The sequence below is a fragment of the Psychrobacter sp. genome, assembly GCF_049295055.1.
Taxonomy (GTDB): domain Bacteria; phylum Pseudomonadota; class Gammaproteobacteria; order Pseudomonadales; family Moraxellaceae; genus Psychrobacter.
In genome coordinates this window covers 156,439-183,368 of the sequence record NZ_JBAQQF010000053.1, presented here as the reverse complement: position 1 = coordinate 183,368, position 26,930 = coordinate 156,439, and the positions used below count along the sequence as shown (strand labels likewise).

Annotated in this window: 21 protein-coding genes; 9 read left to right on the top strand and 12 right to left on the bottom strand. The window is 38.8% G+C overall.

Annotated features, from left to right (window positions below; translation table 11 throughout):
• Positions 1 to 11: 11 nt before the first annotated feature.
• The 4 genes from WAZ74_RS08495 to WAZ74_RS08480 are packed head-to-tail and all read left to right on the top strand — an operon-like array spanning position 12 to position 8,284.
• A complete protein-coding gene (locus WAZ74_RS08495; RefSeq protein WP_422307802.1) occupies positions 12 to 1,838 on the top strand; it encodes a GmrSD restriction endonuclease domain-containing protein in 1,827 nt (608 codons plus the stop codon).
• Complete coding sequence (locus WAZ74_RS08490) at positions 1,838 to 4,372, top strand: DUF262 domain-containing protein (RefSeq protein WP_422307800.1); 2,535 nt, start codon at positions 1,838 to 1,840, stop codon at positions 4,370 to 4,372. The genes WAZ74_RS08495 and WAZ74_RS08490 overlap by 1 nt, the downstream gene beginning before the upstream one ends.
• Positions 4,365 to 7,556, top strand: coding sequence for a type I restriction endonuclease subunit R (locus WAZ74_RS08485; protein WP_422307798.1), 3,192 nt, complete (start codon positions 4,365 to 4,367; stop codon positions 7,554 to 7,556). Before WAZ74_RS08490 ends, WAZ74_RS08485 begins: the two co-directional genes overlap by 8 nt.
• Positions 7,553 to 8,284: a M48 family metallopeptidase gene (locus WAZ74_RS08480; RefSeq protein ID WP_422307822.1), complete on the top strand. Its 732-nt coding sequence runs from the start codon at positions 7,553 to 7,555 to the stop codon at positions 8,282 to 8,284. The genes WAZ74_RS08485 and WAZ74_RS08480 overlap by 4 nt, the downstream gene beginning before the upstream one ends.
• Positions 8,285 to 8,428: 144 nt before the next feature.
• Here WAZ74_RS08480 and WAZ74_RS08475 read toward each other — a convergent pair whose 3' ends face one another.
• The 5 genes from WAZ74_RS08475 to WAZ74_RS08455 all read right to left on the bottom strand — a co-directional run bounded on the left by WAZ74_RS08475 (position 8,429) and on the right by WAZ74_RS08455 (position 13,970).
• Positions 8,429 to 10,174: a leucine-rich repeat domain-containing protein gene (locus WAZ74_RS08475; protein ID WP_422307796.1), complete on the bottom strand. Its 1,746-nt coding sequence runs from the start codon at positions 10,172 to 10,174 to the stop codon at positions 8,429 to 8,431.
• A 51-nt stretch (positions 10,175 to 10,225) separates the two neighbouring features.
• Positions 10,226 to 11,464: a PD-(D/E)XK nuclease family protein gene (locus WAZ74_RS08470; protein WP_422307794.1), complete on the bottom strand. Its 1,239-nt coding sequence runs from the start codon at positions 11,462 to 11,464 to the stop codon at positions 10,226 to 10,228.
• Positions 11,465 to 11,473: 9 nt separating this feature from the next.
• Entirely contained in the window at positions 11,474 to 11,944 is a 471-nt protein-coding gene (locus WAZ74_RS08465; RefSeq protein WP_422307792.1) for a DUF1810 domain-containing protein, read from the bottom strand.
• A gap of 18 nt (positions 11,945 to 11,962) precedes the next feature.
• Entirely contained in the window at positions 11,963 to 13,051 is a 1,089-nt protein-coding gene (locus tag WAZ74_RS08460; protein ID WP_422307790.1) for a helix-turn-helix transcriptional regulator, read from the bottom strand.
• Between the two features lie 61 nt (positions 13,052 to 13,112).
• A complete protein-coding gene (locus WAZ74_RS08455) occupies positions 13,113 to 13,970 on the bottom strand; it encodes a PP2C family protein-serine/threonine phosphatase (protein WP_422307788.1) in 858 nt (285 codons plus the stop codon).
• Between the two features lie 475 nt (positions 13,971 to 14,445).
• Here WAZ74_RS08455 and WAZ74_RS08450 point away from each other — a divergent pair, with 475 nt between their 5' ends.
• From WAZ74_RS08450 to WAZ74_RS08440, 3 genes are all read left to right on the top strand, one after another.
• Positions 14,446 to 15,501: a WG repeat-containing protein gene (locus WAZ74_RS08450; protein ID WP_422307786.1), complete on the top strand. Its 1,056-nt coding sequence runs from the start codon at positions 14,446 to 14,448 to the stop codon at positions 15,499 to 15,501.
• A gap of 249 nt (positions 15,502 to 15,750) precedes the next feature.
• Positions 15,751 to 16,707, top strand: a complete 957-nt coding sequence (locus WAZ74_RS08445; RefSeq protein WP_422307784.1) for a WG repeat-containing protein — start codon at positions 15,751 to 15,753, stop codon at positions 16,705 to 16,707.
• A gap of 61 nt (positions 16,708 to 16,768) precedes the next feature.
• Positions 16,769 to 17,539 carry a hypothetical protein gene (locus tag WAZ74_RS08440; protein ID WP_422307783.1) on the top strand — a complete coding sequence of 257 codons (771 nt, stop codon included), beginning with the start codon at positions 16,769 to 16,771 and terminating at the stop codon, positions 17,537 to 17,539.
• A 481-nt stretch (positions 17,540 to 18,020) separates the two neighbouring features.
• On the opposite strand, the gene rluF is transcribed toward WAZ74_RS08440, so the two are convergent.
• Entirely contained in the window at positions 18,021 to 19,007 is a 987-nt protein-coding gene (gene rluF, locus WAZ74_RS08435) for a 23S rRNA pseudouridine(2604) synthase RluF (RefSeq protein WP_422307781.1), read from the bottom strand.
• A 215-nt stretch (positions 19,008 to 19,222) separates the two neighbouring features.
• Entirely contained in the window at positions 19,223 to 20,014 is a 792-nt protein-coding gene (locus tag WAZ74_RS08430; RefSeq protein ID WP_422307779.1) for an aspartate dehydrogenase, read from the bottom strand.
• A gap of 488 nt (positions 20,015 to 20,502) precedes the next feature.
• Here WAZ74_RS08430 and WAZ74_RS08425 point away from each other — a divergent pair, with 488 nt between their 5' ends.
• On the top strand, positions 20,503 to 20,979 hold the full coding sequence (locus WAZ74_RS08425) for a nucleoside deaminase (RefSeq protein WP_422307777.1): 477 nt from the start codon (positions 20,503 to 20,505) through the stop codon (positions 20,977 to 20,979).
• A 128-nt stretch (positions 20,980 to 21,107) separates the two neighbouring features.
• Here the strand turns inward: WAZ74_RS08425 and WAZ74_RS08420 are convergent, their stop codons facing one another.
• Together WAZ74_RS08420 and WAZ74_RS08415 are read right to left on the bottom strand one after the other, a co-directional pair.
• On the bottom strand, positions 21,108 to 21,821 hold the full coding sequence (locus WAZ74_RS08420) for a DarT1-associated NADAR antitoxin family protein (protein WP_422307820.1): 714 nt from the start codon (positions 21,819 to 21,821) through the stop codon (positions 21,108 to 21,110).
• A 911-nt stretch (positions 21,822 to 22,732) separates the two neighbouring features.
• Positions 22,733 to 23,095 carry a DUF3817 domain-containing protein gene (locus WAZ74_RS08415; RefSeq protein WP_422307775.1) on the bottom strand — a complete coding sequence of 121 codons (363 nt, stop codon included), beginning with the start codon at positions 23,093 to 23,095 and terminating at the stop codon, positions 22,733 to 22,735.
• Positions 23,096 to 23,496: 401 nt separating this feature from the next.
• On the opposite strand from WAZ74_RS08415, the gene WAZ74_RS08410 reads away from it, so the two are divergent.
• The gene (locus WAZ74_RS08410) at positions 23,497 to 23,934 is read left to right on the top strand and encodes an MgtC/SapB family protein (RefSeq protein ID WP_422307773.1); all 438 of its coding nucleotides are present in this window, start codon (positions 23,497 to 23,499) and stop codon (positions 23,932 to 23,934) included.
• 254 nt (positions 23,935 to 24,188) lie between these two features.
• Here the strand turns inward: WAZ74_RS08410 and WAZ74_RS08405 are convergent, their stop codons facing one another.
• The 3 genes from WAZ74_RS08405 to WAZ74_RS08395 all read right to left on the bottom strand — a co-directional run bounded on the left by WAZ74_RS08405 (position 24,189) and on the right by WAZ74_RS08395 (position 26,836).
• Positions 24,189 to 25,013, bottom strand: a complete 825-nt coding sequence (locus WAZ74_RS08405; RefSeq protein ID WP_422307771.1) for a sulfite exporter TauE/SafE family protein — start codon at positions 25,011 to 25,013, stop codon at positions 24,189 to 24,191.
• Positions 25,014 to 25,244: 231 nt separating this feature from the next.
• Positions 25,245 to 25,748, bottom strand: a complete 504-nt coding sequence (locus WAZ74_RS08400; RefSeq protein WP_422307769.1) for a flavin reductase — start codon at positions 25,746 to 25,748, stop codon at positions 25,245 to 25,247.
• A 44-nt stretch (positions 25,749 to 25,792) separates the two neighbouring features.
• Positions 25,793 to 26,836, bottom strand: a complete 1,044-nt coding sequence (locus tag WAZ74_RS08395) for a methionine synthase (RefSeq protein WP_422307767.1) — start codon at positions 26,834 to 26,836, stop codon at positions 25,793 to 25,795.
• Positions 26,837 to 26,930: the final 94 nt, after the last annotated feature.

Here is a 26,930-nt window from a genome sequence, read left to right as displayed (position 1 = left end):
GAGGAATCACAATGCAAGATAACGTATTAATGCTAAAGCCAATCAATGATTTGCTAGACAAGAAATTTTATATACCAGCGTATCAACGTGGCTATCGTTGGACTAAGCGTCAAGTCACTGACCTACTTGACGATATTAAAGAGTTCCAACAACAAGTCGAAAATAGCCCGAACGCTAAAGACGAATTTTATTGCCTACAACCTATTGTGGTAAAGAAGCATGGTGATGAATGGGAAATTGTTGACGGTCAGCAACGCTTGACTACCATACATATTATCTTAACTTGCCTTAAAGAGATTTTACCTTTAGTTGGTAAATCTCGTTACGAAATCAGCTATGAGACACGAAAAGGTTCATCTGATTTTTTAGCGAACATTAATGAAGATCAAGCTGAAGATAACATCGATTTTTTTCATATCGTAGAGGCTAAAAAAGCAGTCGAAGAATGGTTTAAAGATAAAGGTAATTATCGAATACAGCTTATTCAGACTTTGCTTAACGAGGATGATAGCGGGAAAAACGTAAAAGTTATTTGGTATGAGCTAGGTGAACTTGAGAATGCTACTGAAGTATTTACTCGATTAAACATGGGTAAAATTCCCTTAGTAAATGCTGAGTTGGTCAAGGCCTTATTTTTGAAATCCAGTCATTTTGTGGCAAATGGTGATGAAGTCATAAAACTACAACAGCTTAAAATTTCTCAAGAGTGGGACTCGATTGAAAAGAGCCTACAAGATGATGCTTTTTGGTATTTTTTAAGTAATCGAAAAACCAAAACCAATCGCATTGAATTTATTTTGAACCTTAGAGCATTAGCACTTCATAACGGCAAAGGTATTCTTGATAACGACAAATTTAAGACTTTTTTACAGTTCAACCATATACTTGCTCAAGATGATGCTGATGTGAGCCAACAATGGTTAGAGATTAAAAAAACTTTTATGACTCTTAGTGAGTGGTTTAGTGACCGTACTTTATTCCATTTAATTGGTTACTTAGTATCTCAGGATGTATCTATTTCTAAGATATTCGAAATCAGTAATAATAGTCAGGGTAAAAAAGATTTTCATAATCGTCTGATTAAGCAAATTTGGCATCTAGTATTCAGTGGTAAAACACAAACAAGCCCATCTTTAGATGAACTAAAAAACACCATGAAAAAATACTTAGCAGATCTGAATTATGAGAACAGTAACACAAAGCAGCTACGTCAGACCTTATTACTATTTAACATTGTAAGCCTGCTAAACAACCCAGACTCAAACGCTCGTTTTCAATTTGAAAAGTTCAAGCTTGATGATTGGGACATAGAGCATATACGCTCTATTAGCTCAGAGATACCCGATAGTATAGACAAACAAAAGCAGTGGCTTGAACAAGTGATTGACTATACTTCTGAAGACAATACCCTAGATGCATACAGCAATTTTACAATCGATAACTTTAAAGAAGCTCAGCTCATCAAAAAGCAGGCTTATCATCTATACTCAACATCATTTACTAAGGGTCAATTTGAAGATGTTTATGATCGTGTCATTAGCCTCTATGACCCTAATAATAACGATGAAGTAGACAACTCTATCGGCAACTTAACCTTACTTGATAGCTCCACCAATCGTAGTTATAAAAACGCTATTTTTCCTATCAAGCGCAAGAGAATAATAAAACTGGATAAAGAAGCTACCTATGTGCCTTTATGCACTAGAAACGTGTTCTTGAAGTACTACAGCACAAACGTGGACAAGATGCTGTATTGGGAAGCTAGTGATAGTAATGACTATCAGTCAGCGATACTAGATACTATGACTAACTTTTTTACTGAAATAGGGGCGCAATAATGAACATAGGTGAAAAGCTGACTTTTACTGGATTATTTGACCGAGTAGCATTTGTTGAGATTCCTATCATCCAGCGTGATTATGCTCAGGGTAGAAAAGACGAATACGAAATTAGAAATATATTCCTAGATGCCTTATACAATGCACTAGCGACTGATCGTGCTGACTCCAATCAATCTTTAGATTTGGACTTTATTTACGGCAACATTGATGACGATACGTTTTCCGTACTTGATGGTCAACAACGACTGACTACCCTATTTTTATTACACTGGTTCTTGGCAGTTAAAAACCATCGAACTGCGGAATTTAGAGAGCATTTTACAGTAAATAATAAATCACGCTTCACCTATAAGACCCGTCCAAGCTCAATCGAATTCTTTGATGCAATGACCACAGATATAGAGTTTACAAAAATTTTTGACCATTCAGAGAACTTGAATAACCAGACCGTTAGCGAATTGATTATTGATAGCAACTGGTTTTATCTATCATGGAAACAAGACCCTACCGTTCAAGCCTGCCTAAATATGCTTGATACTATTGAACAAAAATTTTCAGCTTATAAGGGTGACTTATATCAAAGATTAATTGATACAGAAATCCCTTACATCACTTTTCAGTTCCTACGCTTAGATTCATTCGGTTTATCTGACGAGCTTTATATTAAAATGAATGCCCGTGGCAAACCCCTTACACCATTTGAAAATTTTAAGGCAACCCTTGAACAAAAAATTAAGTCTTGTAATGATGGCTGGCCAGACTATAGATTAGACATTTCAGGGTCTAATAAGCAATCAGTAGATGGTTACAAATATTTTATTCATAAAATAGATACCCATTGGGCAGATTTATTTTGGCCTTATAGAAACCTATTCTCGCAAGATAATACTTACGATGATGAGCTTATGAATTTCATTCGCTTAATCATTCTGTATCAATATTTATTAGATCACAGAGAGAGCTCTAAATCTGTACCAAAAAAACATCTAGGCGTAATCATGGGTACAGGCTCCAAGCTACTACCTACTACCATATCTGAATATGAAGCATTAAATTGCTTAAACCAGAACTTTATTATCCGTTTAATAAAAACATTTGATTTGATTTATAGAAACGGTCTAAAAGATAATAAGATAGAGCCTTATTTACTCAGTCAAAAGTACTATTCTGAAGAAAAAACTTTTGAGAAAGTACTTTTGAATGATGCTAGCTATGCTGACAAGCTTAGATTTTTTTCGTTTTACACTTATATTTCAAAGCATGAGTCGTCGTTAGACCAAACTGAACTGATGCAATGGACACGAGTTATCTACAATCTAACTGAAAATACCATCATCGACGGCTCAGACGATTTTTATCGTGCATTAGATTCGATCGAGACATTGAGTAAGCTCAATGAACCCATTCTAGACACCTTAAAGAACAACACTAATATAACTGGATTTTTAGGTGACCAGATTCTTGAAGAGAGAATCAAAGCACAATTATTATTAAAGTCAGAAGACTGGCAGTCAGTTATATATAAGTCAGAAGACCATTCATTTTTCAAGGGTCAAATTGGTTTCCTTTTAAATTTTTCAGGCGTTTTAGCCTTTTATCGTGAGCATAAAAACTGTGATTGGGGAACTTCAGAAAACAATTACTATCTGGATAGCTTTAAAAATTATGCTGAATCAGCTAGTAGCGTCTTTAAGCTCATTGAGAAAAGTTCAGGTAGTATTGATTATCTTTGGGAGAGAGCGGTACTTAGTAAAGGCACCTATTTTACTGAAAGAAGCTACGGTCGCTTAAACCTATTGAGCACACGCGAGACTGCCCAAAATATTGAACGTGATCATAGCTGGCGTCGTCTATTACGTATTGGTTCTAAAGACCGTGCAATGGAAGATAAGCAGGTTTATATCAAAGCCGTATTTGACGATCCTGATTTTGATAAAAGTAATATAAACACTATTAAAGAATCCTTGAGCATAATTTGTGCTAAAGCTATTGAAAATAACAATATTACGTATTGGGAAAAATCTCTAATTAAATATCCATCACTCTTTAAATATTGTAATCAAGGTTTTATACAGAAAAATGGTGAGGAAATCATCTTACTTGGACACTCTCAAAGAAATCACTATCATAGCGAATTATATACAACAATTCTTAAAATCGAATTAGCAGAAAGCACTGCTTTATTGAAGCCTTTCAGTAAATTAGACTATCAAGAGGTTAAATCCAGAGAACAATCCGCCGGTCTACATATAAAAGGATGGGACTTCGAAGGTCAACCACTCTCTATTGAAATAACTAAAGAAGCTGGTCATTTTAATATATATTTCAAGAACAGTACTTTAAACTCTTATCCTGAACAAATTCAAAGTCTATTACTAGACTTAGGATTTGAATATATTGTGTCAGAGCAAGAGTTAGATACAGTAGCTAGTCACGATTACTTCATTGACACTAAACAAACTACTATAGAGGATGCTATTGCCAAACTAGAAGGCTTATGTGAAGAGCTAAGGGCTATTAGCGATGAGTAACGTCAACCAACGAGAACGCATAACTCAAAACCGTGTCGTACAACTTTTTCAAGACGAATTAGGCTATCGTTATTTAGGTAATTGGCAGTCTCGAGCTGATAATAAAAACATTGAGCGCGACATCTTAGAGCAATGGCTGAAGAATCGTGGTGTGAGTGCGCCACTCATCGCACGTGCTATTAGCACAGTGGAGAAAGCCGCCGCTTTGGGCAGTGGTATCAAACTTTACGATGCCAATAAAGAAGTCTATCGGCTGCTACGCTATGGTGTGAAAGAAAAGGAAGGCTCGGGCGAGCACACAAAAAGTATTTGGCTGATCGACTGGGATAATCCCGAGGCTAATGACTTCGCCATCGCTGAAGAGGTATCGATCAAAGGCGAACATAAAAAACGCCCTGATATTGTGTTATACGTGAATGGTATTGCCCTTGGCGTATTAGAGCTTAAACGTTCCACTATCTCAATCTCTGAAGGTATACGTCAAAACCTAGACAACCAAAGCAAGGACTTTATCCGTAACTTTTTTACTACTATACAGCTAGTCATGGCAGGTAATGACAGCCAAGGCTTGCGTTATGGCACTATTGAGACGCCAGAGCGCTACTATCTTGAATGGAAAGAAGCGCACCCTGAGCATACACCGCAGACAGATGTCACTATTCCACAGTATGTAGACACCGTAGAGGCTAGCACTGAGCTATTGGATACTCATCTCCATCATATGTGCAATAAACAGCGGTTCCTCGATATTATTCACAACTTTATCGTCTATGACATGGGTATCAAAAAAACTTGCCGGCACAATCAGTTCTTTGGGGTTCAATCGGCTAAGCGCTACCTTAATGAACGAAAAAACGGCATCATCTGGCATACCCAAGGGTCAGGTAAGAGCCTCACTATGGTATGGCTGGCCAAATGGATACGCGAGAATATTAGTAATAGCCGTGTTCTTATCATTACTGATCGCAAAGATTTAGATGAACAGATTGAAGGGGTGTTCTCAGGTATCAACGAAACCATTTACCGTAGCAAAAATGGTGCCGATCTGATTACCAAGCTTAACCAACCCAATCCTTGGTTAATATGTTCATTAGTACATAAGTTTGGACGTCATGGTGACACTGCTGTTGATGAGAACAGTGACGATAGCTCTGCTAGCACAGATGACTTTATCCGTACTTTAAAAAATAGCCTGCCATCGAACTTCAGTGCTAAAGGAGATATCTACGTCTTCGTTGATGAATGCCATCGTACCCAGTCAGGTAAATTACATAAGGCTATGACTGCCCTACTTCCTAATGCAACGTTTATTGGCTTTACGGGTACACCGCTACTGAAAAAAGACCAGCAAAATTCTATTGAGGTCTTTGGTCCCTATATTCATACCTACAAGTTCGATGAAGCCGTAGCCGATGGCGTCGTGCTCGATCTGCGTTATGAAGCACGTGATATCGACCAACAGCTAACATCAACAGACAAAATCGATACCTGGTTCGATGCCAAAACTCGTGGACTAACCAACATTGCTAAGACTCAGCTTAAACAAAAATGGGGTACGATGCAGCGAGTGTTGTCCAGTCAATCTCGCTTAGAGCAAATAAAGAACGATATTATATATGATATGGAGACGCGCCCGCGCCTAGCTGAAGGCCGAGGCAATGCTATGTTGGTATGTGGCAGCATCTACCAAGCCTGCAAAGTTTATGAGATGTTTAGTCATACTCATCTAAAAGATAAGGTTGCTATCATTACTAGTTATCAACCTACCGCTGATAGCATCAAAGGTGAGGAGTCTGGCGAGGGTACGACCGAAAAGCTATTTAAATACGCCACCTATCGCAAGATGATCGCTGAGTATTATGATATTGACGAAAAAGAAACTGGTTCGAAGGTTGAAGATTTTGAAAAAGCAGTCAAAAAACGCTTCGTTGATGAGCCTGGACAGATGCGCTTATTGATCGTAGTTGATAAGCTGTTGACTGGCTTTGATGCCCCCTCAGCGACCTATCTATATATCGATAAAAAAATGGCAGATCATAATCTATTTCAGGCTATCTGCCGTGTTAATCGCTTGGACGGTGAAGATAAAGAATATGGCTACATTATTGACTATCAAGATTTATTTCAATCGCTAGACAAAGCTATATCCAGCTATACACAAGGCGCTTTCTCTGACTATGACAGTAAAGATATCGAAGGCTTATTAAAAAACCGTCTTGTGTACGCTAAACAAGATTTAGACAATGCTTTAGAGATGGTACGGGGCTTATGCGAGCCCGTTAAATATCCGAAGAACACCCAAGATTATTATGCTTACTTTTGCGCTAAAAATGACGCTTCGACTGATGAGAAGCTAGAGAGTGAACAACTGCGCCTTACGCTATATAAGAGCGTAGCTAAGCTATTACGTAGCTATGCCAACATTGCTAATGAAATGGCAGAGTGTGGCTATAGTGCCGCTGAAATCACTCGTATTCAAGCGGATGCTAAGCACTTCGAGAGTGTACGCGAAAGTATTAAGATGATGAGTGCAGACATGTTGGATACGAAACTCTATGAGCCTGCTATGCGTCATCTATTGGATAGCTACATTCGCGCTGAAGACAGTAGTAAAGTCATGGATTTTGAAGAGCTTGGCTTAATTGAGCTCATCGTCAATAAAGGCGTTGATGAGCTAATCGAAGCTTTACCGGATGCCATTGCTAATGATGAAAGCAATGTTGCTGAAACTATTGAAAATAACGTCCGCAAAACTATCGTCGATGAAAACCCTGTTAATCCTAAGTACTACGAGCACATGTCTATCTTACTCGATGAACTCATCACCTTGCGGCGGCAAAAGGCACTGAGCTATAAAGAATATTTGGAGGAAATCAAAGCTCTATCAACCAAAGTATTAAGACCTAATGGCGCAAATAGCAATTATCCAGAGTCAATCAATACCAATGCTATGCGTGCCTTATACGATAATTTAGATCAAAACGAAAAATTAGTCGCTAAAGTTGATAAAGCTATCAAAGATAACAAGCTAGCGGACTACCAAGGTAATCTAATCAAAGAGCGAAAAGTGCAAAATGCTGTAAGAGAATCAGTATATCTTTATAATATAGATACCAATAGTAACGTCGAGATTGATATTGAACAGCTTATGTCATTGATCAAAGCTCAGTCGGACTATAAATAGTGCAACTCACTATCGGCTCATTAGACATTCAATTGCAGCGCAAAGATATCAAGCACTTGCATATCAGCGTGATGCCACCTGATGGTCAGGTGAGAGTCGCTGCACCTGAATCAATGACAGAAACAGTCATTCGAATGGCTGTAATTAACCGCATACCTTGGATTCGGAAACAGCAGGCAAACTTTGCTAAGCAAGTCCGCCAATCTGCTCGGGAAATGATTAGTGGGGAGACCCATTACTTATGGGGCAGACGCTATCGGCTTGAAGTGATCGAATCAGATGCGACCCAAATTTTAGCGCACAGTATTAAATTGAAAGGTGGCAAACTTATTTTATCAGTTAGTGCTGGAACATCGACTGCTGATAAATTAAAAGTGTTAAATGAATATTATCGCACCCGATTAAAAGCACGCATTCCTGCTTTGATTAATAAATGGTCTGAGAAAGTTGAAGTCACTGTCGCAAGCTGGCACGTACAAAAGATGAAGACCAAATGGGGAAGCTGCAATATTGACGAGAGGCGAATACTACTCAATCTTGAATTGGCTAAAAAGCCTGTGCCTTGCTTAGAATACATTATCGTCCATGAGCTATTACACTTTAAAGAACGACAGCATAACGATAGGTTTAAAGCTTTATTAGATATTCATATGCCTGACTGGAGATCGAGACGCGACTTACTCAATCGTATGCCTTTAGGCCAAGAGAACTGGAAGCAGCAAGAGTAGGTGTTAACTGATCCGCCAACAAACATCGCTTGGGGCTTGCCTAAACTTCCTAAAATAAATAATATGTATGCTCTTTAATCCGAAAAACTAGCTTATTAAGCACTTTCCTAGTTCACATGACGCATATCCAACCTTAATCCTGAACTAATCAACCATATATATAATACCCATCCAACAGTATCCAGGATTATCGACACGTTCTGCTCCGTAAAAAATATTACAGTCCTCTATACCCAGATTTTTAATAGCGGTGTGTATAACGTCCAATTCATCAAGCGATAGATAACGGTGACATTCAACATGGAACATCAAAGACTTTAAATTGTTAGCTTTAGGAATCTGACTGATAATCTGATTAAATACTTGATCTGATTGATACTCGTTCAATGCGCCATCATGTACGAACTTAGCTGGTTTTTTAAAGTGAAGAGCTTCTTTAACATCATCATAGTCTAAACCAGTTGTTAATGAGCAGAATATAGATTCGAACATCTTCATGACTTGTTGAACTTCATTAGGCTTGCAAATAACAATGCCATCCACCACATCAAATTGCTTAATAGTTTTTTCAGTCGTTTGCAGACCGAATAAAAACTCTGCTGCTGTCTTTTGCTTTAAATCAATTAATTTACTTTCATCCCAATCATCATTAACGAGAAAAAACCCAAATGTAGACAAACGATAATTGTCTGCCAACGGTTTATATAACGTAGTCGAAGATATGTTTGTTATCCACAGCTCATTGTCACGATACCTTTTGATAAGATTCATCGGTAACTGATTCGTCAATTGGTTAGGAATATTTAGCCCACATAGACTGGTTAATTGCTCTGATGAGTCTGGTAAGTATTTAAGATTTTTACAGTTTAACCTTAGATGGGTCAGGTTGATTAAATCACCAATATTTTGCAGAATTTTTTTCAAATGAGAACTGGTAACAGTCAACTGTTTTAAGTTGTGAAGCTTACCAATACTCTCAGGTAATTCTGTTAAGTAATCATTATAAATCGATAACTCCGTTAGACTGCTAATGTCTACTAAGTTATCTGGCAATCTGTCCTGCTTACTATGTATTAGTAACCTTATATCACAATTCATTGCAGTTAAAACATTGGGTATAGCATTCACATCATGGAAGGTAATTTCTAAGGTTTTGAGATTCTTTAATTCATACAAATTAGCTGGTATAAAAACAGCGTCTTTACACACTAGACTTAGCGTTTCAAGATTCACTAAATTAATAATACTATCTGGTAACTTATCATCAGCTTGGCAAACACGACCATTTGATGAGATGCTATCACGTAAAATTAGGCTTTTCAATTGAGTCAAATAACCTATGGCCGCTGGTATAGGCTGTGTATATGAATCGATTGACAAGGCATTCTGATTAGCCAGTTTATCAATATCTGTTTGAATATTAGATACGGCAAATGATTCTGCCCAGTCGAGGACTGTTTGTAAAGCTGCTCTATCAACGTTCTTGCTGGCTATTATCCCCTCATTAATCAAACTCTTTTGTCTTTGTATATAATCTTGAATACTAATGCTGCGATTAGCTTTAGTAGGATCATTCCAGCCTACACAACTGTCACCTAAATCACGTAAAAACTCAGCTACGCCTGTCGATATATTAACTAAGCTACTAGCACTATCAGTAGGTTTATCTTCACCAAAAGTGAGATATCTTAGATTTTTAAGATTGACGATACACTCAGGCAACCTAGTAATCTGATTAGAGCTAATATCTAGCTTTGTCATTGCTAATAGATCGTTTTTGTTGCGTGGCAAATCCGCCTCAGAGATTTCAAATTCATCAGCCCACGCCCATAACTCTATCATCCATGGACATATAAAATTATTGTCAATTTTATTGTTGATCTCTGACATGTTACTGTTTCCTTTGATGAGGTAGTAAGTGTGGAGTCAAATCTTGCACTCCTATAAATCAAAACAGTTATTATCCTTCAATACCTTAAAAACTTTATCCATTTCATCTAAAATCTTGTCTGCCATTTTGTCATCATTTATCATCAGCCATGCTTCACTCGAACCCTTCCAATCTTGTGGATAAAAGTAATAATATGCTGGCCATTGTGAAGACGAATTTACTTTTTTATCAGTTAGCACGGTATTTAAGACTGATTTCATTTTTTCCGTATATGGACAAGCTCTTGCTGCGTCTGTGGAAATAAATTTAATGCCTAAAATGGGATGGTCGAAATTTGCATTATCGAACTCGAAGCAAACCCATCCCACATCATAGCCAGGGATTATAAATCTAATCTGTTCGTACCTTTTACCTTCACCAAGATAAGTGACATCTAATTCATAATCAGTTTTTTTACATTTTGCTAACAAGTCTATTTTCAGCTTTGCTACAAGCTCTTTCTTCATTCGATCTACAGTGTTAGAGACCTTGATACTGGCATCGATGGTCGCTGCATTTTTTTTAATAATATCTAAAACTGCATTGTCTTCATTCATATCTTCTATCCCCATGAACTGTTTTTGAATAAACTTAATTAGCTGTGCAAGGAACTCACTAACACTATGGTTTTGACATTCTACTTGGCAGGCCTTAAGCCAACCTATCAAGTCACTGAAACGAAGATGACTATACTGCTTCATATCTATCCAGCCTTTTAATGTCAATGGATCGACACTTATTGGATTTGGCGTATCATTATTTTCATTTAGATAAACAATTTGAGGGTCAGTATGACCTCTTGTTTTGAGCTCATCATAATAATCTATTAATTGATTAGTTTGATCTGCTGCGTACGGCTTATTTTCAATGCAGATACCATAGCTATCATCACCTGTCTGACATTCCAAGTAAATATCCATACGGCGTAGGCTATTACTTTTTGATGTAACTTGCTCAACAAAAACTTTCGTTTTTTCAATATTATCGAGAAAATTCTGCCTTCCTGATGTTTCAAACATACTAGGTAAGCAATGCTCAATAAATAATCTTAAAAAGGCTTCTTGCTGAGCATGACTACCTTGTGGATCGAGTAAAGCCGCTAAAATACAACTAAGTCCCAATTCATCGGTCTTGATATAGTCAAAGGTATTAAAGTCTGGCGAGAGCTGACAACTATAAAGTGCTTGCGCGGCCTCTAACGCCTTAACCTTTTGGCTGACATTGTTTATTAAATTTTGCACTGTGCTCATATTCATACCTTATTTAGCAAATTGTTTCTTTAAAAGATCTTTTTTCCAATCACTCAACTGCATCAACATTTTTATCGTATTTATATCGTAATTACCTGCGTAGAACTGATCCAAAAGCTCGTCAAAAACACATTTTTTATTAGCAGATGCTAAAGTAAACAACGTAAGTGAAGAGTGTAATTTCAGAGTATCGATTGATCCGAAAATTTCTAAAGCGCTTTTATCAGGGTGCAATAGCAGTAATTCAGCGCACTCTATTAACCGCGCGCCAAGCACGTCATGCTGCAAATATTCTTTTGCTTGCTCAAGACTTTGTATTGCAAAGCGTTGTGCCCTTACACTGCGCCCTAAGCCTTTAACCTGTGGAAAAACAAACCACATCCAATGGGTACTCTTACGCCCTTCGGTTAACTCCTCAATAACCGATGGATAAACAGTATTTTGAGCTTGGATAAAATCGTTAAACAAAGTCTCACTCACAGTGCTTCTCCTATGTAATTAGTTTTTATAAAGCGCTAACGCACTCTGCAAACGCTCAAGAATCAATGTTTTCAGCTCACTTGGCTCAATAACCACGGCCAGCTGAGACATACTCACCAGCCAATCCTGCAGACGCTTAGTATTGGCAACAGTAGCACTTACCTGATTCCAAGTACCATCTATCATAGTAATCTGCTGATCTTGTGATAATGGACGCTCATAAAGATGCTGACAGGCATATTTTTGTACCTTTAAAATCAATTTTATCTGAGCATTATCAGTCGGCTCCAACTTGCCCCGCTTACGCAAATACTGTAATGACAGACTGTCTCGCCCTACCCAATCAGGGACGATCTTATCTATGACTCCTGCCTCAGTGATACGATTGACTGCAAAATTACGATGCGCTTCTAGTAGCACCTCATCATCGATATGATCATCAGTAGGATTAAAGCCTGTGAGGTAGATCATATTGTCAATAAAGATAAGCCCTTTAGGGTAGATAACTCTTTCAGCAGAACTGCCATGCCATTTATTTTGATAGCTTATTTTAAGTTGCAGTCTATTTAGCAGAGCTTGGTGAATGCTTGCCATCACATCATTCTTAAGCGTCGGTGCTTGCACTATACTCGGTAAAGTAATGAGATAATCTTGCCACTTCCCCAGCTTACTTTGATGAAAATTATTTTTATTCTGCCGGCCTAATTGGGTAAGTTTATCTGTAATGCTTTGCTTAAAAGATATCGGCAAATAGTTTGCCGTATATTTATCTAGCATCTCCCAAAAAAACACCGTTCGCTCATTAATAATATCGATACTGAAGCTCGGCTCAATATAAAAGCGTGCTGTCTGTCCACTAATATTTTTTCCCCATGCTGGTACTCGAACCAAGGCTTCACTATAAAAAATATCGTTAAAAACTTGGTTTAAGGCAATCAGATCGTTCTCTAAGTTTTTACGTTCATTAGCGAAATTATCTGGATTATCACCATAACCAACCATAAGCTCTGTTAATGACATAGCATCAGCTTCACTCCGAGGCAGACATTGATATAGAGCAAATAGACGTGTCGACTTTGTATTGCTGGCGATAGCATGTGTGGGCATATGGGTTTCTCAGTTAAATCGTTCAATGGTAAGTTTATAGCTTCATTATTAAAATAAATATTCAATCAAAACGAACCAAAATCGCTGTCCCATTATCATAGGCATCGCCCTCTGAATCATAAACCTGGTTTTTAAGAGTGATTAGCCATCCCTGTAAATCTGTCTCCGCACTGACAGTTTGCCAGTCATGACTTGGTACTAAGTCATGAATACCATCCGTACAAACCAAGATATAATCACCACTATTAATCTCAATTGTTCGAGAGATGCTCTCTGGTGCTTCACTGCTTGTATAGCTGTCATCAGTGGTCAAGGCAAAGCATTCAGTAATGCTATATAAGCTCCCCGCCATCCCTTCTCGGTTATAGTCTGCAAACTCTGCTTGGCGACCTTGCTCCTCTGCCTGCTGGTCAATGAGTTCATTTAACAAGTTATGATCGCGTGTCAGGCACTGCCATTGTGAGTCTCCTTTAGGCAGCCAGTAAACACGACTGTCGCCTACATGCGTTATCGTCGCATTTATAGTTCCATCACTATTTAGCTCTCCAACAATCATTGCGAGAGTTGCTGCCGCGCCATGACGCCTGGATGAATGCTTAGCTCTATTAATCAGCTGATGAATACCCTCTGAGGTTAGCTTTTTCTTATTGTCCCACAGCCGACTAATCGTTTTTACTATCGCCTTTGAACAATGCTGTGAATAATTAGAGCTGGCAACACCGTCAGAGACTGCTAAACAAAAAGGAAGCTCGACTGATGTCACTGCCATCACGCCTAAGTCTTCTTGATACCAATTATCTAAAAAGAAAAAAGCGTCTTGTTGCAGGTTATTACTGGCATTACCTTGGAAGGTGATTGCACAGGCTTGTGCTATAGGAAGCATATTTTGGGCTACATGGTTATTTGAAGAAATATTCATAATGCTAAGCCTATATATTTATCATACAGGCTAGTATAACGAGCAACCTATAAAATTATTCTCTAGGTTTGATTTTATCTAAATAAAATGCATACATTCAAAATTATTTTTCGCGGAAGCTAGGGTCATCTACTTTAAATTGTTGTACTGATAAATAGTACTTAGGTTGATGTTTATATCTTGAATAATTATTCCACCTATTGGCCTCTTAAACCTAAATAAAATAGCCTTTATTTCCTTTATCAAATTCACTTTGAATTAAACTAATGTTTGTATATGAAACCAAGTTAATTGTTGCTAGAATATAACCATATTATTAAATTGGATATACGTCATGTATCACAATGGTTTCTTTATTTAAGTAATCGTTCAGCAGCACTATTAAATTCAAAAAGACACTTACTACTAAAATTTGACGTCAAATTAGCGCTAAATCTTCAGCAAACAATATAAGAGTATAAAAAGGACAATTAGGATGTTAGGAAGGAAAATTATTGTTTTGTCAGTGATGACAAGCTTTGCCCTTAGTGGTTGTAGTAAAAACGAGTCTGTTCCAGACACCGTAAATACTACCGATAATATGAGCGTTGAATCAAACAAAATCGAGACAGAATTAAATACAAAGCCGAATACAGAAGTGGCACCAGAGTCAGATGAGTCACCAACCGTAAAGACTGATTCTAAACTGGTTGAATATACTGTGACTAGTGGTGAGTACTCAGAAGTATGCGGCTTTAAGAATACTGAAGGAGAAGTGATCGTAAAAGCAGAGTATGATTTTTGCGGTGCGTTCCATGATGGCATGGCTTATCTGCTCAAAAAGAATCTAAAGTCTGATTCTGACGGAGGCTATTACATTGGATACGTTAACAACTCAGGCGAGCTTGTGATACCAGTAAATATCGAAGCAGATTATGGCTGGATGCTGGATGCAAGAGATTTCAATGAAGGTTTAATCGCTGTTCTAAATAAAGACCAATGGGGGTATATGGATAAAAAAGGAAACACAGTTATTCCTTTTAAATATGAAAGTGCCTCAGATTTTTCTAACGCTCTAGCAACAGTATCAAAAGACTACAAATACGGCGCAATTGATCGTTCTGGTAAAACGGTTCTTGATTTTAAATACAGCCATTTAGGGGAATTCAAAGATGGTTTAGCAAGCTTCACACCGGCAAACTCAGAAAAAAATGGCTTTATTAATGCCAAAGGCAAAGAAATAATTGCGCCCATTTGGGATCAGGCAATGGACTTCTCTGAAGGGCGAGCTGCGGTCGCTAAAGGTGACTATGACAACGCTAAGTGGGGATTCGTTGATATATCAGGCAAAGTCGTTATAGAACCACAATATGATCATGCTTTTCTTGAGCCAGGTGGAGATTCACCCGATGTCATTGGTGGCTATTTTGAAAACGGTACTATGGTTGTCTACCAAGACGGTGAGGACGGTCAAATTACGGCGATTACGATTGATAAAAATGGTAAAGAGCTTAAGCGAAAAAACTATGCAAACTACTCTGATTTGTTCTGATAGATCCATAGTCAGGTATGAGAGCGGTCTACACCCATAACGTCATTTCTCAAAGTTAGAGTGGCAAGATAGTAAAAATAAAAAAGGTTTTATATCTTACTTTATGCCTGTGAAGTATCTTATTTTAAAGGCTGAACCAGTAACTACCGTTCGTCGGATCAATATTTTAACGCTAAATTAATCGATATAATTTCGAATACAAATCGAGTTCGAAAAAACACCTTCATTCAATAACAAGGAATACAAATTATGATTTTATCCCCTAGCCGTTTGCTTTCTCTCGCTGCTGCACTTAGCCTTTGCTCTTTTACATTATCTGCCCAAGCTTATGTAGATAATTGCAAGCCACCAAAAACAAAATACGCTGAAGTATCTTGCACAGCAGATGATAAATATTTTGTTGGACACAACGCTGACTATAGCGTGCAAACCCTATTGGACAAGCAAGGAAAGGCACTACTAAGTTTAAAAGGTTATGAAAATGTAGACTACTATGGTATTGAAAACGGTGTCTTTGCAGTGATGAAAAATGGCAAAATCGGCTATATGAACACTCAAGGTAAACTGGTTGTACCAATGGTCTATGACAGCCTAGGAGATCCTGATAGCAAATACGATGAGAGATGGGCTGAATCTCCATCGCAAGGTCGTATCATAGTTGCCAAAGGTGGAAAATTAGGCATTATCGATACTTCTAACAAAGTCATTATGCCTTTGACTAATAAGTATCTTTCTATTGAACCCTTTAGCGAAGGTACAGCACCTGTGATGTCAAAAGCAGGTAAATGGGGCTTTATTGACAAGGATGGTAAAGAAATTATTGCTCCGCAGTATGATAGTACGAATGGCCACTTTGGCGGCGTTTACGGGTTCTCTGAAGGACTGGCTGGTATGGGGAAAGCAGGTAAATGGGGCTATATCACTAAGACAGGTAAAGTCGCTATACCTTTTGCTTATGATGAAATACGCCCTTTTCGTGAGGGCGTTGCTGGTGTTTTAAAAGGTAATAAGTGGGGCTTTATCAATGGCGTGAACAAAACCATTATTCCTTTTAAATATGCTGATAGCAATGTTGAACGGTATAGCGTCAATTATATGGGTGCCAACTATTTCATATTCGAAGATGGTGTAGCAGAAGTTGCGACTATCAATGAGCAAACGGTTTGTATTAATAAGTCAGATAAAAAAGTAGCCTGCCCACAATAAATGCGTTTTGCTATTCATGAATAGTTATTAACTGCTTTTACACTTTTAAAGGAATTATATAGTGCTATCAAATCGTCTATTTTCAGCTGCTGTTTTTATGGGCTTTATTGCTTTATCTGGTTGTTCTGACAAAGCGGCCGTAGAGGAGACTAAGCCAGAACCCACTGCTAAAGAGGCAGTTACCACAGAACCTGTCGTGACTGCTTCAACGGATGCAGTTGAAACCGAGAAATCAGCAGAAGATGCAGAGGTTGTCGTTGAAGAAAACCCACCTAGATTTGCTAGCATTACTGACTCGCTTGCGCTTAAGCCAAATGCAGAGTGGAGTTGGGATACATTAGCAAGCACACCTGATGTACAAAAATGGGACCCTAAAACGCCCACTAAAAATGAGTACTTACCTGAAGATCCAAGCTACTCTATATGGGGTGGTTTAGACGAACATGGTGGTATGGCAATATATGGTACTAAGGCGAAACCGGTACTAATAACCATTGGTTCAGGTCAGGGTGTGATGGAAGATGAGACAGGTAGCGCTGTATATAAGACTGAAGATCTCTTTAGAGCAAATGAGCTCACACCAGTAAAATCAAACTGCGATACAGAGGAAGATGATTTATTCTCGCAACGCTTTTACAAATGGCAAAAGACAGGACATCAACCGCTTTATATCTATGCTATCACAGACCAAGCGAATGCGGGCACCTCAAGTGATGTTGGGATTGCCAAAAGCTTTGATGAATTTTTTAACCCTGACTATAGCAATGCACTTACGAACATAAGAGCTTTAAATGCTGAATATAACGACATCACTTGTACGTTTGAGCTTTAATACTTCATTAATATTTTTAATTATTAATAGCTTAAGTAATGAAATCGAATCATGTATGGTTATTGGTTGCTATTAGCAGTCTTGTTGCCTTACCAGACTATGCTGATAATCAAACTTTCGGTAATATGTAAAAAACCTGTAATATGAACCACATCAAGCTACTCGAGTTTTTAATTTAGTAGAAGACCCTATTTGAGACGATCACTCAGTGCTATGCCTGATTAGATGATGTTATGTGTGGGCACCGCGGTTATGTTTGTGCGACTGAAGTACCCGCAAATATTCTTCATATACGTGCAAAAGACAGTTGGTTATGCGCAATATGTGAGCATACTTTGTGGCGAACAGATAAAGAAAATAAATGAGTGTTAACCGTCAAAAAATCCACACAGCTTAACTTGTCTGGATTTGTGTACAGCATCTATTATCATGTGTCCTAATTAGTTAACTACCACACCTCAATTTATGGTCGCAAAGACCACTACCGCGAAGAACCTCGACCTTTAGAGGGGCGCTTGCCATTGGCAGCAGGTTTACCCTTGCCGCCGGATTTCTTGCCATCACTAAAAGGACGCCAATCTTTACCTTTAGAACCCGTTGGTTTTCTCGCACCATCCTTGGGATGTTTAGCATTGCCCTTTGCTGCGCCCGCTGGTTTTGAAGACGTTTTTGCTTTTGACGAATCATCAGTACGAAGTTTTTTTCGAGGCGTATTACGAGATTTCTTAGCTGGAGCGCTAGATTCCGAGGAAGAATCTTCTATAGATTTAAGTAAAACAGACATCTCTTTTTCCGTTAAATCTCGCCAGTCTCCAACGGGAATACCCTTAAGATTCACATTCATAATCCGCGTACGCTCAAGCTTCACGACTTCATAGCCAAAATGCTCACACATACGACGAATTTGACGGTTCAAACCTTGTACTAGCGTGATGTTAAACACGTTAGCCGACACCTTAGTAACCGGGCATTTTTTCGTCATCTTCCCTAACATAGGTACGCCACCAGCCAAACCCTGGATGAAATCATCCGTTATTGGCTTATTCACCGTCACCACATAATCTTTCTCGTGGTTATTACCAGCACGTAACACCTTATTAACCAAATCGCCATTACTGGTCAAAAAGATTAAACCTTGGGAATCTTTATCCAAACGCCCAATCGGGAAAATACGTACGCTATGTCTGACAAAATCAACAATGTTGTTTTTTTCGGAGCTTTCCGTGGTGCTCACAATACCGACTGGCTTATTTAATACAATGAAAATAAAGTCATCCGCTTCTTTCGGCTCAATGAGCTGCCCGTTGACCTTCACCGTATCTCCAGCAACCACTTGCGCACCCACCGCAGCACGCTTACCGTTGAGATACACATTGCCTTGTTCAATAAAGCGGTCAGCGTCGCGTCGAGAGCAAATACCGCTTTCGCTGATGTACTTATTTAAACGAGTCGAGGAAGTGTTAAACATAAAGCACCGTTTTTACCTAAAAAAGGCCTTTTTTGCTAAGAAAAAAGCCTAAATTGAATGAATTATCAACAACGAGATGGCTGACATTATATAGGAAATTCAGTGCCCATTTTAGCAGAGATGGGCAAAAACTTAGAAATGTATCCAGAATCATATAGAAGGTTATTATAATTAATATACAAACACGGCTTTTCTATAGTGGTTTTAACTATGATTTATATTTGTGTAACCTGATCTATCTGACAGCACAAACGCAAAGCACTAAAGGCGGCTAAGCTTGAAGTTTTAGGGTTTTCGGCTAATGGTAATCCGGTCATAATAATCTCAAGCTTACCGAATACCCCTGCAGCCATTATATGATGAATGTTGTGCTCAAGCGTTGAATCAGCGATTAACTCTACCATAGTGTCATCGAGGCCAACCCCTGCCAGCGCAATAGTGGCAGCAACGTTTGAATTGTCAGGGAATAAAGCAGCAGCTTCTCTAGCGGTACCAGTAAAGAATACGGTAGGTTCCGCTAAACTATCATAGTCAATAAGCTGATCAGCATAACTGCCTTTCCAGCTCGATGGATGCTTTCTACCTTGATAAATCACCTTACTAAGCCCTGCCAAACTCGCAGCGTTTATACCATCAATCCCAGCAACTGCCCCTGCTAAAATATGGATTTTCACATTATGCTCTTCCGCAGTATCAGCGAGCGATACAGCAAACTTCTCATCAGTAAAGGCACCGACAGAAATAATCCCAAGTGGGATGCTCTTTTCTAATATTTTAATAGCATGTTCTTTGAGTCCATTCTGACCGGACATTTCAATCGCTAAATCAGGCATTTTTACTAAGTCGTCTACCGAGGTAATCACCTCTATAGACTCGCCTATCTCAGCCTTTATGCTCTCTGCGCTTCTGTGGCTGACTAATACTATCGATAGGACAATGTTTTTAGGTAGCATCTCATGTACTTTTCTCGCCATAGATCCATAGCCTATGAACATTACGCTTTTCATACTTACTCCTGTTTATTGCTTTTTATATTTCCTTTTATACTGCTTTGCTTAGGCTATATAGCTTCGTAATATTTCCATTCAGCCACCTAAGTATAGATTAAGCATACTTTGTACTAAAGCAATCTTCTTAATTGATGACATAAGCTAAGACAATGATATAACCCTTTTACGATGTTGTTAATCCTGTGTGAAGACAAGCTTCTAGCTAAAACACCAAGACCGATGTCATTTTATTTTTACCGTCAGGCTGCCTGATTAAAACGTCCTAAGTTTTAATATCTACGGATTTGACAGCATTACTCGGTTGCCTTGACAACCCTCATAGAGATGGCGATACTCTGTTTCGGAAGTAGGAAGCACTAACGCTTATTTTCCTTATAAAAGCGCTGTTTATAGCGTATTTAGCACGCTCATATCGTAGCAACTGTACTGATTACTTTGGTTAAAGTTTTAAATAAAAATAACACTCATTGATAAAGGAATAAACAATGAATGCTCAATTAACTGATTTTGATAAAAGAATGATAAAAAGGTCTATTGATCTTGCGATTGCAAACGTAGAAAAAGGCGGTGAACCTTTTGGCGCAGTCCTGACAAAAGGTCAAGAAGTAATTACCGAAGCCGTCAATGAGGCTTATATCAATCAAGATCCTACGGCACATGCAGAAATGCAAGCCATTCGTCAGTCTGGAGAAACCCTTAATCTGCCACGTGACTCGGATATTACCATGTATGCAAGTGGTAAGCCTTGTGGCATGTGCATGGCAGCCATGCTACAAGTTAAAATATCGCGTGTGGTGTTTGCAGCAGATGACGAACTGGGCGATGCTTACAGCTGGGGTACAGCACCTCTATATGAAAGCTTGAAAAAAGACTTTGGACAGCAAGGTATTGAGGTTATAAATTGTCCTGACCCTAAAAGCAAAGAAGCATTTGAAGCCTACGAGAAAAAGAATAACGCTTAAGCGATAAGTTTATTAGGTGGACGTTAGGTTTAACTATATCACCTCTCCTCGTCTTACCTTATATCTCAATGAGCCAGATACCTTGTGTAGCTGGCTTTTTTATTAACAGAACAATAGTAGTTTAGCTATTAGAGCCAACCCTCTTCCAAGAGATGCTCAGTATTACTCACTTTAAAATCCTGATATAAGTTAAAAAACACCGCTGGGTCTTCAACATTATCGAGCAGCTCTCGTTTATTGAGCGCTACAAACATCGCCAGCGCATATGCCGCACAATGAATGGACTTTTTGGGATTAAATGTAATATCAGTAAAGGCTTGATATTGCATCACCTCTTCATGCAGCTGCGGATTTTGCTTTAGGGCATTCACATACAGCCAGTCATAAAACGCAGTTAGCGGCTCTACGCTCCACTCTATACCAAAATAATCATAGCTAATTAATTCACCTGAAGTTATTAAGCGCTCGTCTTTTTTGGCCTGTCTTGGTTGGACTGTCAGCAAGTCGCTATAGGGACCACCATTCTCAAAAATCATACTGCTTTGAAAGGCGTTTTCGACACTATACTGCTGCCCGTCTTGCTCATTAGTAATCTTTAGGCTCAAGGGACTCAGCGGAAAGCTTAGTTTATTGCCAGATTTACTAGATAGCTCTAAAACATTACTAAAGCCGTATTTCTTGCGAATAACTTGATGCAGATCATGGATAGATTTTTTCTTTTGTCTACTTGCAAATCCCACATGACGCTCAAACCTGACCATATCCGTTTTCACCAGATTGTCACTGTTCACTCTAGGCATAAATACAGGCCTGTGTTCTACAGTATTTTGTGCTTCTTCCATCGTGTCTTGTCTTTGTTCCATAGCGGTGTGCCTTATATCAAATTTCTTGTATAAAATGTTCTTGTGTAAATAGCATTCAAATAAGTAGTCCTCTAAATATGTTATTGTCTGAAGAATACTGAGTCATCTTATAAATACTAATTAACAATGGTGTTTGCTAATCAATGCGAGCCAATCTCGTTATCTGCTTGTATCTGCTAAGCTAAAAACTCACTTTAACGCGGATTATTTAATGGGCTTACAAGCCTAAAAATTAAAACCCCACATAGTACATGATTTTCTTAGATCATTTATTATTGATTTCGAATCTGCTCAATCACATCCACTATTGATATACTTCTTAACTCCCTATGGCAGGATAGTTGTCATACCTAAAAAACCAATCCACATGGGAAATTTGATAGTTGTTAAAGAGGATAATAAGTACACATTGTTATTGTAATGTAGGCAATGTGGTGACACTTACAGTTTAGATAGAAGTATCCATCTAACTTACTGAGTTTACAAAACTCGCTACGTTGGAGGATTTTAGTAATACTAAATTAATTTAAACGGGATTCGATGTGGTCATCAATACTCAGTGGCTTAGATGTTGCCGAATTGGTCAAGCAAGAGAAGCTGATAAGTGATGAGGAACTGGCGGCGATTTTATCTCTTGATACTATGGTCAGTAATATTTAAGTAGTTTTTATTATCAAAAGAGCAGCGCCAATTCGACATGTACAGGCGTTCAAATAAAAAAAGGGTCATCTGTCTGAACATGCTACTGCTACTGCTACTGCTACTGCTATAAATTTTTCTTGCTTGCTGTTCGCAAGCGTGACAGAGGCTAAAAAAAATTAATAGCCGTAGCACTGTATCGTTTTTAAACAGAATCAACTATATAAGACACCCTTACAGCAATACTTATTTTAAGCTGCTTTCTTCACGACTTTCTTTAAGCTCTTTTTTAAAAAATGGTCGAATATAAACGGGCCAAATGGTAAGAACGATCCGAGTACGCCTGTGGGTATAGCCCAGAGAGGCATTTTTATTTTGATGGCTGCAACTATAAGTATCAGGATATAAGCAATGAACAATATACCGTGTGCCATGCCGATGTATTTCACACCTTCTGAGATGCCCATCATATATTTTAGTGGCATGGCGATGCAGAGCAACAATAAGAATGAAGTACCTTCTAGGTAGCCCATGATAGTGAGGTTTCTTAACGCCGTATTTTGTTCTTTTCCAAGTTCGGGTATTTGTTCGATAGTTGGTTGAGCCTGCGACACTGTATTTTCCTTTTGTTATGATCAACAAATAATTTAGGGGTCATTCAATGTTGCTATGATACTGGCTCTGCTCAGGGCTTTGAAGTGTTAGTTTGTGTCAGGCTGCTACTTAGTAAGTTGCATCTTGATTTAGCTACTCTGAAATCATTCTATGTTCGTTCCCATACAGTAGCTCACATGCACTAACTAACGATGCTGATCTCGAATGCTTTATGCCTTGTCGGCTTTATGCTCAGTACTTATAATATTTTTCGTGTCCTTTCATCCAATTTATAAAACATTATAAACAACTTCAGTCTGTCGCTACCAATGATACAAACTCCTAACTATCAAAATCTTTATTTTTAGGTATTATCAGTTTCTTTACACCTAAAACTAACTTTTAAAGAGTGCGATGAGCGATGTTTGAATTCGATTTAAGCTTAAAACTGCTGGGATACCATTTTATTCAACTAGGCATTGCCTTCATATTGTCGCTACCGATTGCGTTAAATCGTGAGATGAAAGATAAGGGTGCAGGACTCAGAACCTTTCCTTTAGTAAGTATTGCATCGTGCGCTTTCATGCTCGTCGCTGTAGATATTTATCACGGCTCAGAGCCTGAAGCGAGAATCATGTACGCGATTATTACGGGTATGGGTTTCATCGGTGGTGGTGCTATTTTTAAAGGCGATAATACGGTAAAGGGTACGGCGACGGCAGCGAGTCTATGGAATACCGCTGCTATTGGTATTTCAGTGGCTTATGGGCGCTATGAGATAGCGATAATTTTGTCGGTGGTCAATTTTCTAATACTGCAATTCTCAGAACCGTTTAAGGCAAAAAATACGCTGGAGTAGTGATTGTATTTGGTTCTAGCCGATATATTCAACATAGAGGCCTCAAGAATTGCCCAAAAAGCTATGTTGTTTAATCAGCTTATGTCATGCGCTGATTAAACAGATTGGTTAACCTAGTTAGGACTTAAACATCCAGCTGCGGGGTATTTATATCGAGGATTTGGGTTATTTAAATCGTGATAGTGTGCTTCACACTATAATTTTGGACGATTCAGCTAGCGAGCTTCGTATTTTAGAGACATAAGTATGAATACTTAAAATATACCTTTATAAAGAAAATAAAACCCTACAACGGTTAATAACACGGCAAAGCATTTTTTCAATAGTTCTGGCGATAATATATGAGCGACTTTCGCGCCTAACTTAGCAGTGAAAAAGCTCATACTGCTAATACCTAAAAATGCATAAATATGCACGAAACCAATGGTATTGGGCACATTAACTTCCTGCTGCATCCCAAAAATCATAAAACCTAACGCACCGGCAATGGCAATAGGCAAGCCACACGCTGCTGACGTTCCAACTGCCTTTTGCATGACCACCCCATAACGCGTGAGGTACGGTACGGTTAAACTGCCACCGCCGATGCCAAAAATGGCAGAAGCGATACCGATAACGCCGCCTGCCGCTAATTGCTTAGGTTTTGACGGCAGTACCGTATTATCACTAGCAGTGTTATTAGTATTACTAGCAACTGGTTTTTTGCCACCCATAAACATCTTATAAGCGACCCAAAGTAAAAATACCCCAACGATAAGCTGAAGATACAGCCCAGATATCTGTCCTGCAATCCCTGCCCCTAAAAAGCAACCAATGACTAAGCCTGGTGTCAGATTTTTAAAGACAGGCCACATCACAGCGCCCTTTTTATTATGTGCCATTAACGAGCTGATAGAGGTGACGATAATGGTCGCGAGAGAAGTACCTAACGCTAAATGCATGATATTGTCAGGGCTGTAACCCATTTGGGTAAAAACGATAAATAGTAATGGCACGATAATCGTGCCACCGCCCACGCCAAAAAGACCTGCAGCAAATCCTGCTAGCGCCCCTATTATTAAGAAAATGATTAATTCCACGGGATAATTACTTCTAAGTTAAATGATAGTTTTATAGTCGATAATAAATAAAATAGATACGTTATCTGACAACGTAAAACTGATATAAATTTTTCTAGCTTGCTATGCCTAAGCAGACAGAGGCTAAAGAAAAATTCATTCCAGTTTCACTGTATCTTTTTTATATTGAGATGACCATAGTTAGATGATTAAGTTAAATAATAATTAGAGAATCAATATCAGAAAGTCAGCTTAAATGTTTTCTACTTGACCCACTTGATGATAAGAACGATTAAAATAAACCAAACTTTCATCAGCCCCGCCCTGCTGTTCGGAATGCTTGATGGCGACAACGCGGCACATAAAAATACTATGGGTGCCAACTTGCTGAATGTCCTCAATCTCACAATCAAAACTGACCAACGCATCGTCTAAAACAGGCGCACCTGTTGCTAATTGCGTCCAAGAACCCTGTTTAAATCGCTCTTTTGAACCCAGTTTGGAGGCAAAGGCATTGGATAGTTGTTCATGCTGTGCGCCTAATACATTGACACTTAAAATTTTATTGTCAACAAAATGGGCGTGTGAGCGAGACGAATGATTCATACAAACCAGCAAGGTTGGCGGTGTATCGGTTACGCTGCACACCGCAGATGCCGTAAACCCATGAGCACCAGAGTTACCTTCTGTGGTGATTACATGGACAGCAGTCGTTAATAACGCCATGGCATTTTTAAAGTCAGTTGCTTCAATCATTGCTTCAATCCTAAATTTGACTATCGCTAGTCTTTCGTTGCTGCTTAAGCCGTCAGCTCGTTACGAACGATTGCTGCACCGGCACTTAATGCATTTAACTTGCCTCGTGCCACTTGGCGCGATAACGGTGCCATACCGCAGTTGGTCGAAGGATAAAGCTTGTCAGCATCAACAAATTGCAGGGCTTTACGTAGCGTATTTGCTACTTCTTCAGGGGTCTCAATAGCATTGGTTGCCACATCAATGGCACCAATCATTACTTTTTTACCGCGAATTAATTCAATCAAATCCATAGGCACATGCGAGTTTTGACACTCTAATGAGACGATATCAATCTTAGACTGTTGCAGTTTGGGAAATGCTTGCTCATATTGGCGCCACTCTGAACCTAGAGTCTTTTTCCAATCGGTATTGGCTTTGATGCCATAACCGTAGCAAATATGCACTGCCGTCTCACACTTTAAACCTTCGATGGCACGCTCTAACGTGGCAATACCCCAGTCATTCACATCGTCAAAAAATACATTAAAGGCCGGTTCATCGAACTGGATAATATCAACGCCAGCCGCCTCTAGTTCTCGCGCTTCTTGATTCAATATTTTAGCAAATTCCCAAGCCAATTTTTCACGGCTTTTATAATGACCGTCATATAGCGTATCAATCATCGTCATCGGCCCTGGCAGCGCCCATTTGATCGGCTGATTGGTTTGCGCCCGTAAAAATTTCGCATCTTCAACGAACACTGGCTTTTGGCGGCTCACCGCACCAACCACTGACGGCACACTCGCATCATAGCGATTACGAATACGAACAGTCTCACGCTTCTCAAAATCAACGCCATCAAGATGTTCAATGAAGGTGGTCACAAAATGCTGACGAGTCTGCTCGCCATCACTGACAATATCAATCCCTGCCTGCACTTGTTCCTGCAATGACACACGTAAAGCATCTTGTTTGCCTTCAATAAGCCCGTCACCTTCTAATCTCCAAGGTGACCAAATTGTCTCAGGTTCTGCAAGCCAAGAAGGTTTCGGTAAACTGCCAGCGGTTGAGGTTGGTAATAATATTAGTTTTGGTGATGTTGTCATATTGATTCATCTTTTATATTTTGGTTTTTATAGTAGGTACTAAGTAAATGTATGGTGTTTCGAGGAAAGACTGTTATACATTTTTTGCAGCCTC

Coding starts and splice junctions, on each gene's coding strand:
- WAZ74_RS08485 (WP_422307798.1), top strand. CDS start 4,365: ATGAGTAACGTCAACCAACGAGAACGCATAACTCAAAACCGTGTCGTA.
- WAZ74_RS08490 (WP_422307800.1), top strand. CDS start 1,838: ATGAACATAGGTGAAAAGCTGACTTTTACTGGATTATTTGACCGAGTA.
- WAZ74_RS08425 (WP_422307777.1), top strand. CDS start 20,503: ATGAATGCTCAATTAACTGATTTTGATAAAAGAATGATAAAAAGGTCT.
- WAZ74_RS08460 (WP_422307790.1), bottom strand. CDS start 13,051: ATGCCCACACATGCTATCGCCAGCAATACAAAGTCGACACGTCTATTT.
- WAZ74_RS08420 (WP_422307820.1), bottom strand. CDS start 21,821: ATGGAAGAAGCACAAAATACTGTAGAACACAGGCCTGTATTTATGCCT.
- WAZ74_RS08400 (WP_422307769.1), bottom strand. CDS start 25,748: ATGATTGAAGCAACTGACTTTAAAAATGCCATGGCGTTATTAACGACT.
- WAZ74_RS08495 (WP_422307802.1), top strand. CDS start 12: ATGCAAGATAACGTATTAATGCTAAAGCCAATCAATGATTTGCTAGAC.
- WAZ74_RS08470 (WP_422307794.1), bottom strand. CDS start 11,464: ATGAGCACAGTGCAAAATTTAATAAACAATGTCAGCCAAAAGGTTAAG.
- WAZ74_RS08475 (WP_422307796.1), bottom strand. CDS start 10,174: ATGTCAGAGATCAACAATAAAATTGACAATAATTTTATATGTCCATGG.
- WAZ74_RS08430 (WP_422307779.1), bottom strand. CDS start 20,014: ATGAAAAGCGTAATGTTCATAGGCTATGGATCTATGGCGAGAAAAGTA.
- rluF (WP_422307781.1), bottom strand. CDS start 19,007: ATGTTTAACACTTCCTCGACTCGTTTAAATAAGTACATCAGCGAAAGC.
- WAZ74_RS08445 (WP_422307784.1), top strand. CDS start 15,751: ATGATTTTATCCCCTAGCCGTTTGCTTTCTCTCGCTGCTGCACTTAGC.
- WAZ74_RS08455 (WP_422307788.1), bottom strand. CDS start 13,970: ATGAATATTTCTTCAAATAACCATGTAGCCCAAAATATGCTTCCTATA.
- WAZ74_RS08410 (WP_422307773.1), top strand. CDS start 23,497: ATGTTTGAATTCGATTTAAGCTTAAAACTGCTGGGATACCATTTTATT.
- WAZ74_RS08450 (WP_422307786.1), top strand. CDS start 14,446: ATGTTAGGAAGGAAAATTATTGTTTTGTCAGTGATGACAAGCTTTGCC.
- WAZ74_RS08395 (WP_422307767.1), bottom strand. CDS start 26,836: ATGACAACATCACCAAAACTAATATTATTACCAACCTCAACCGCTGGC.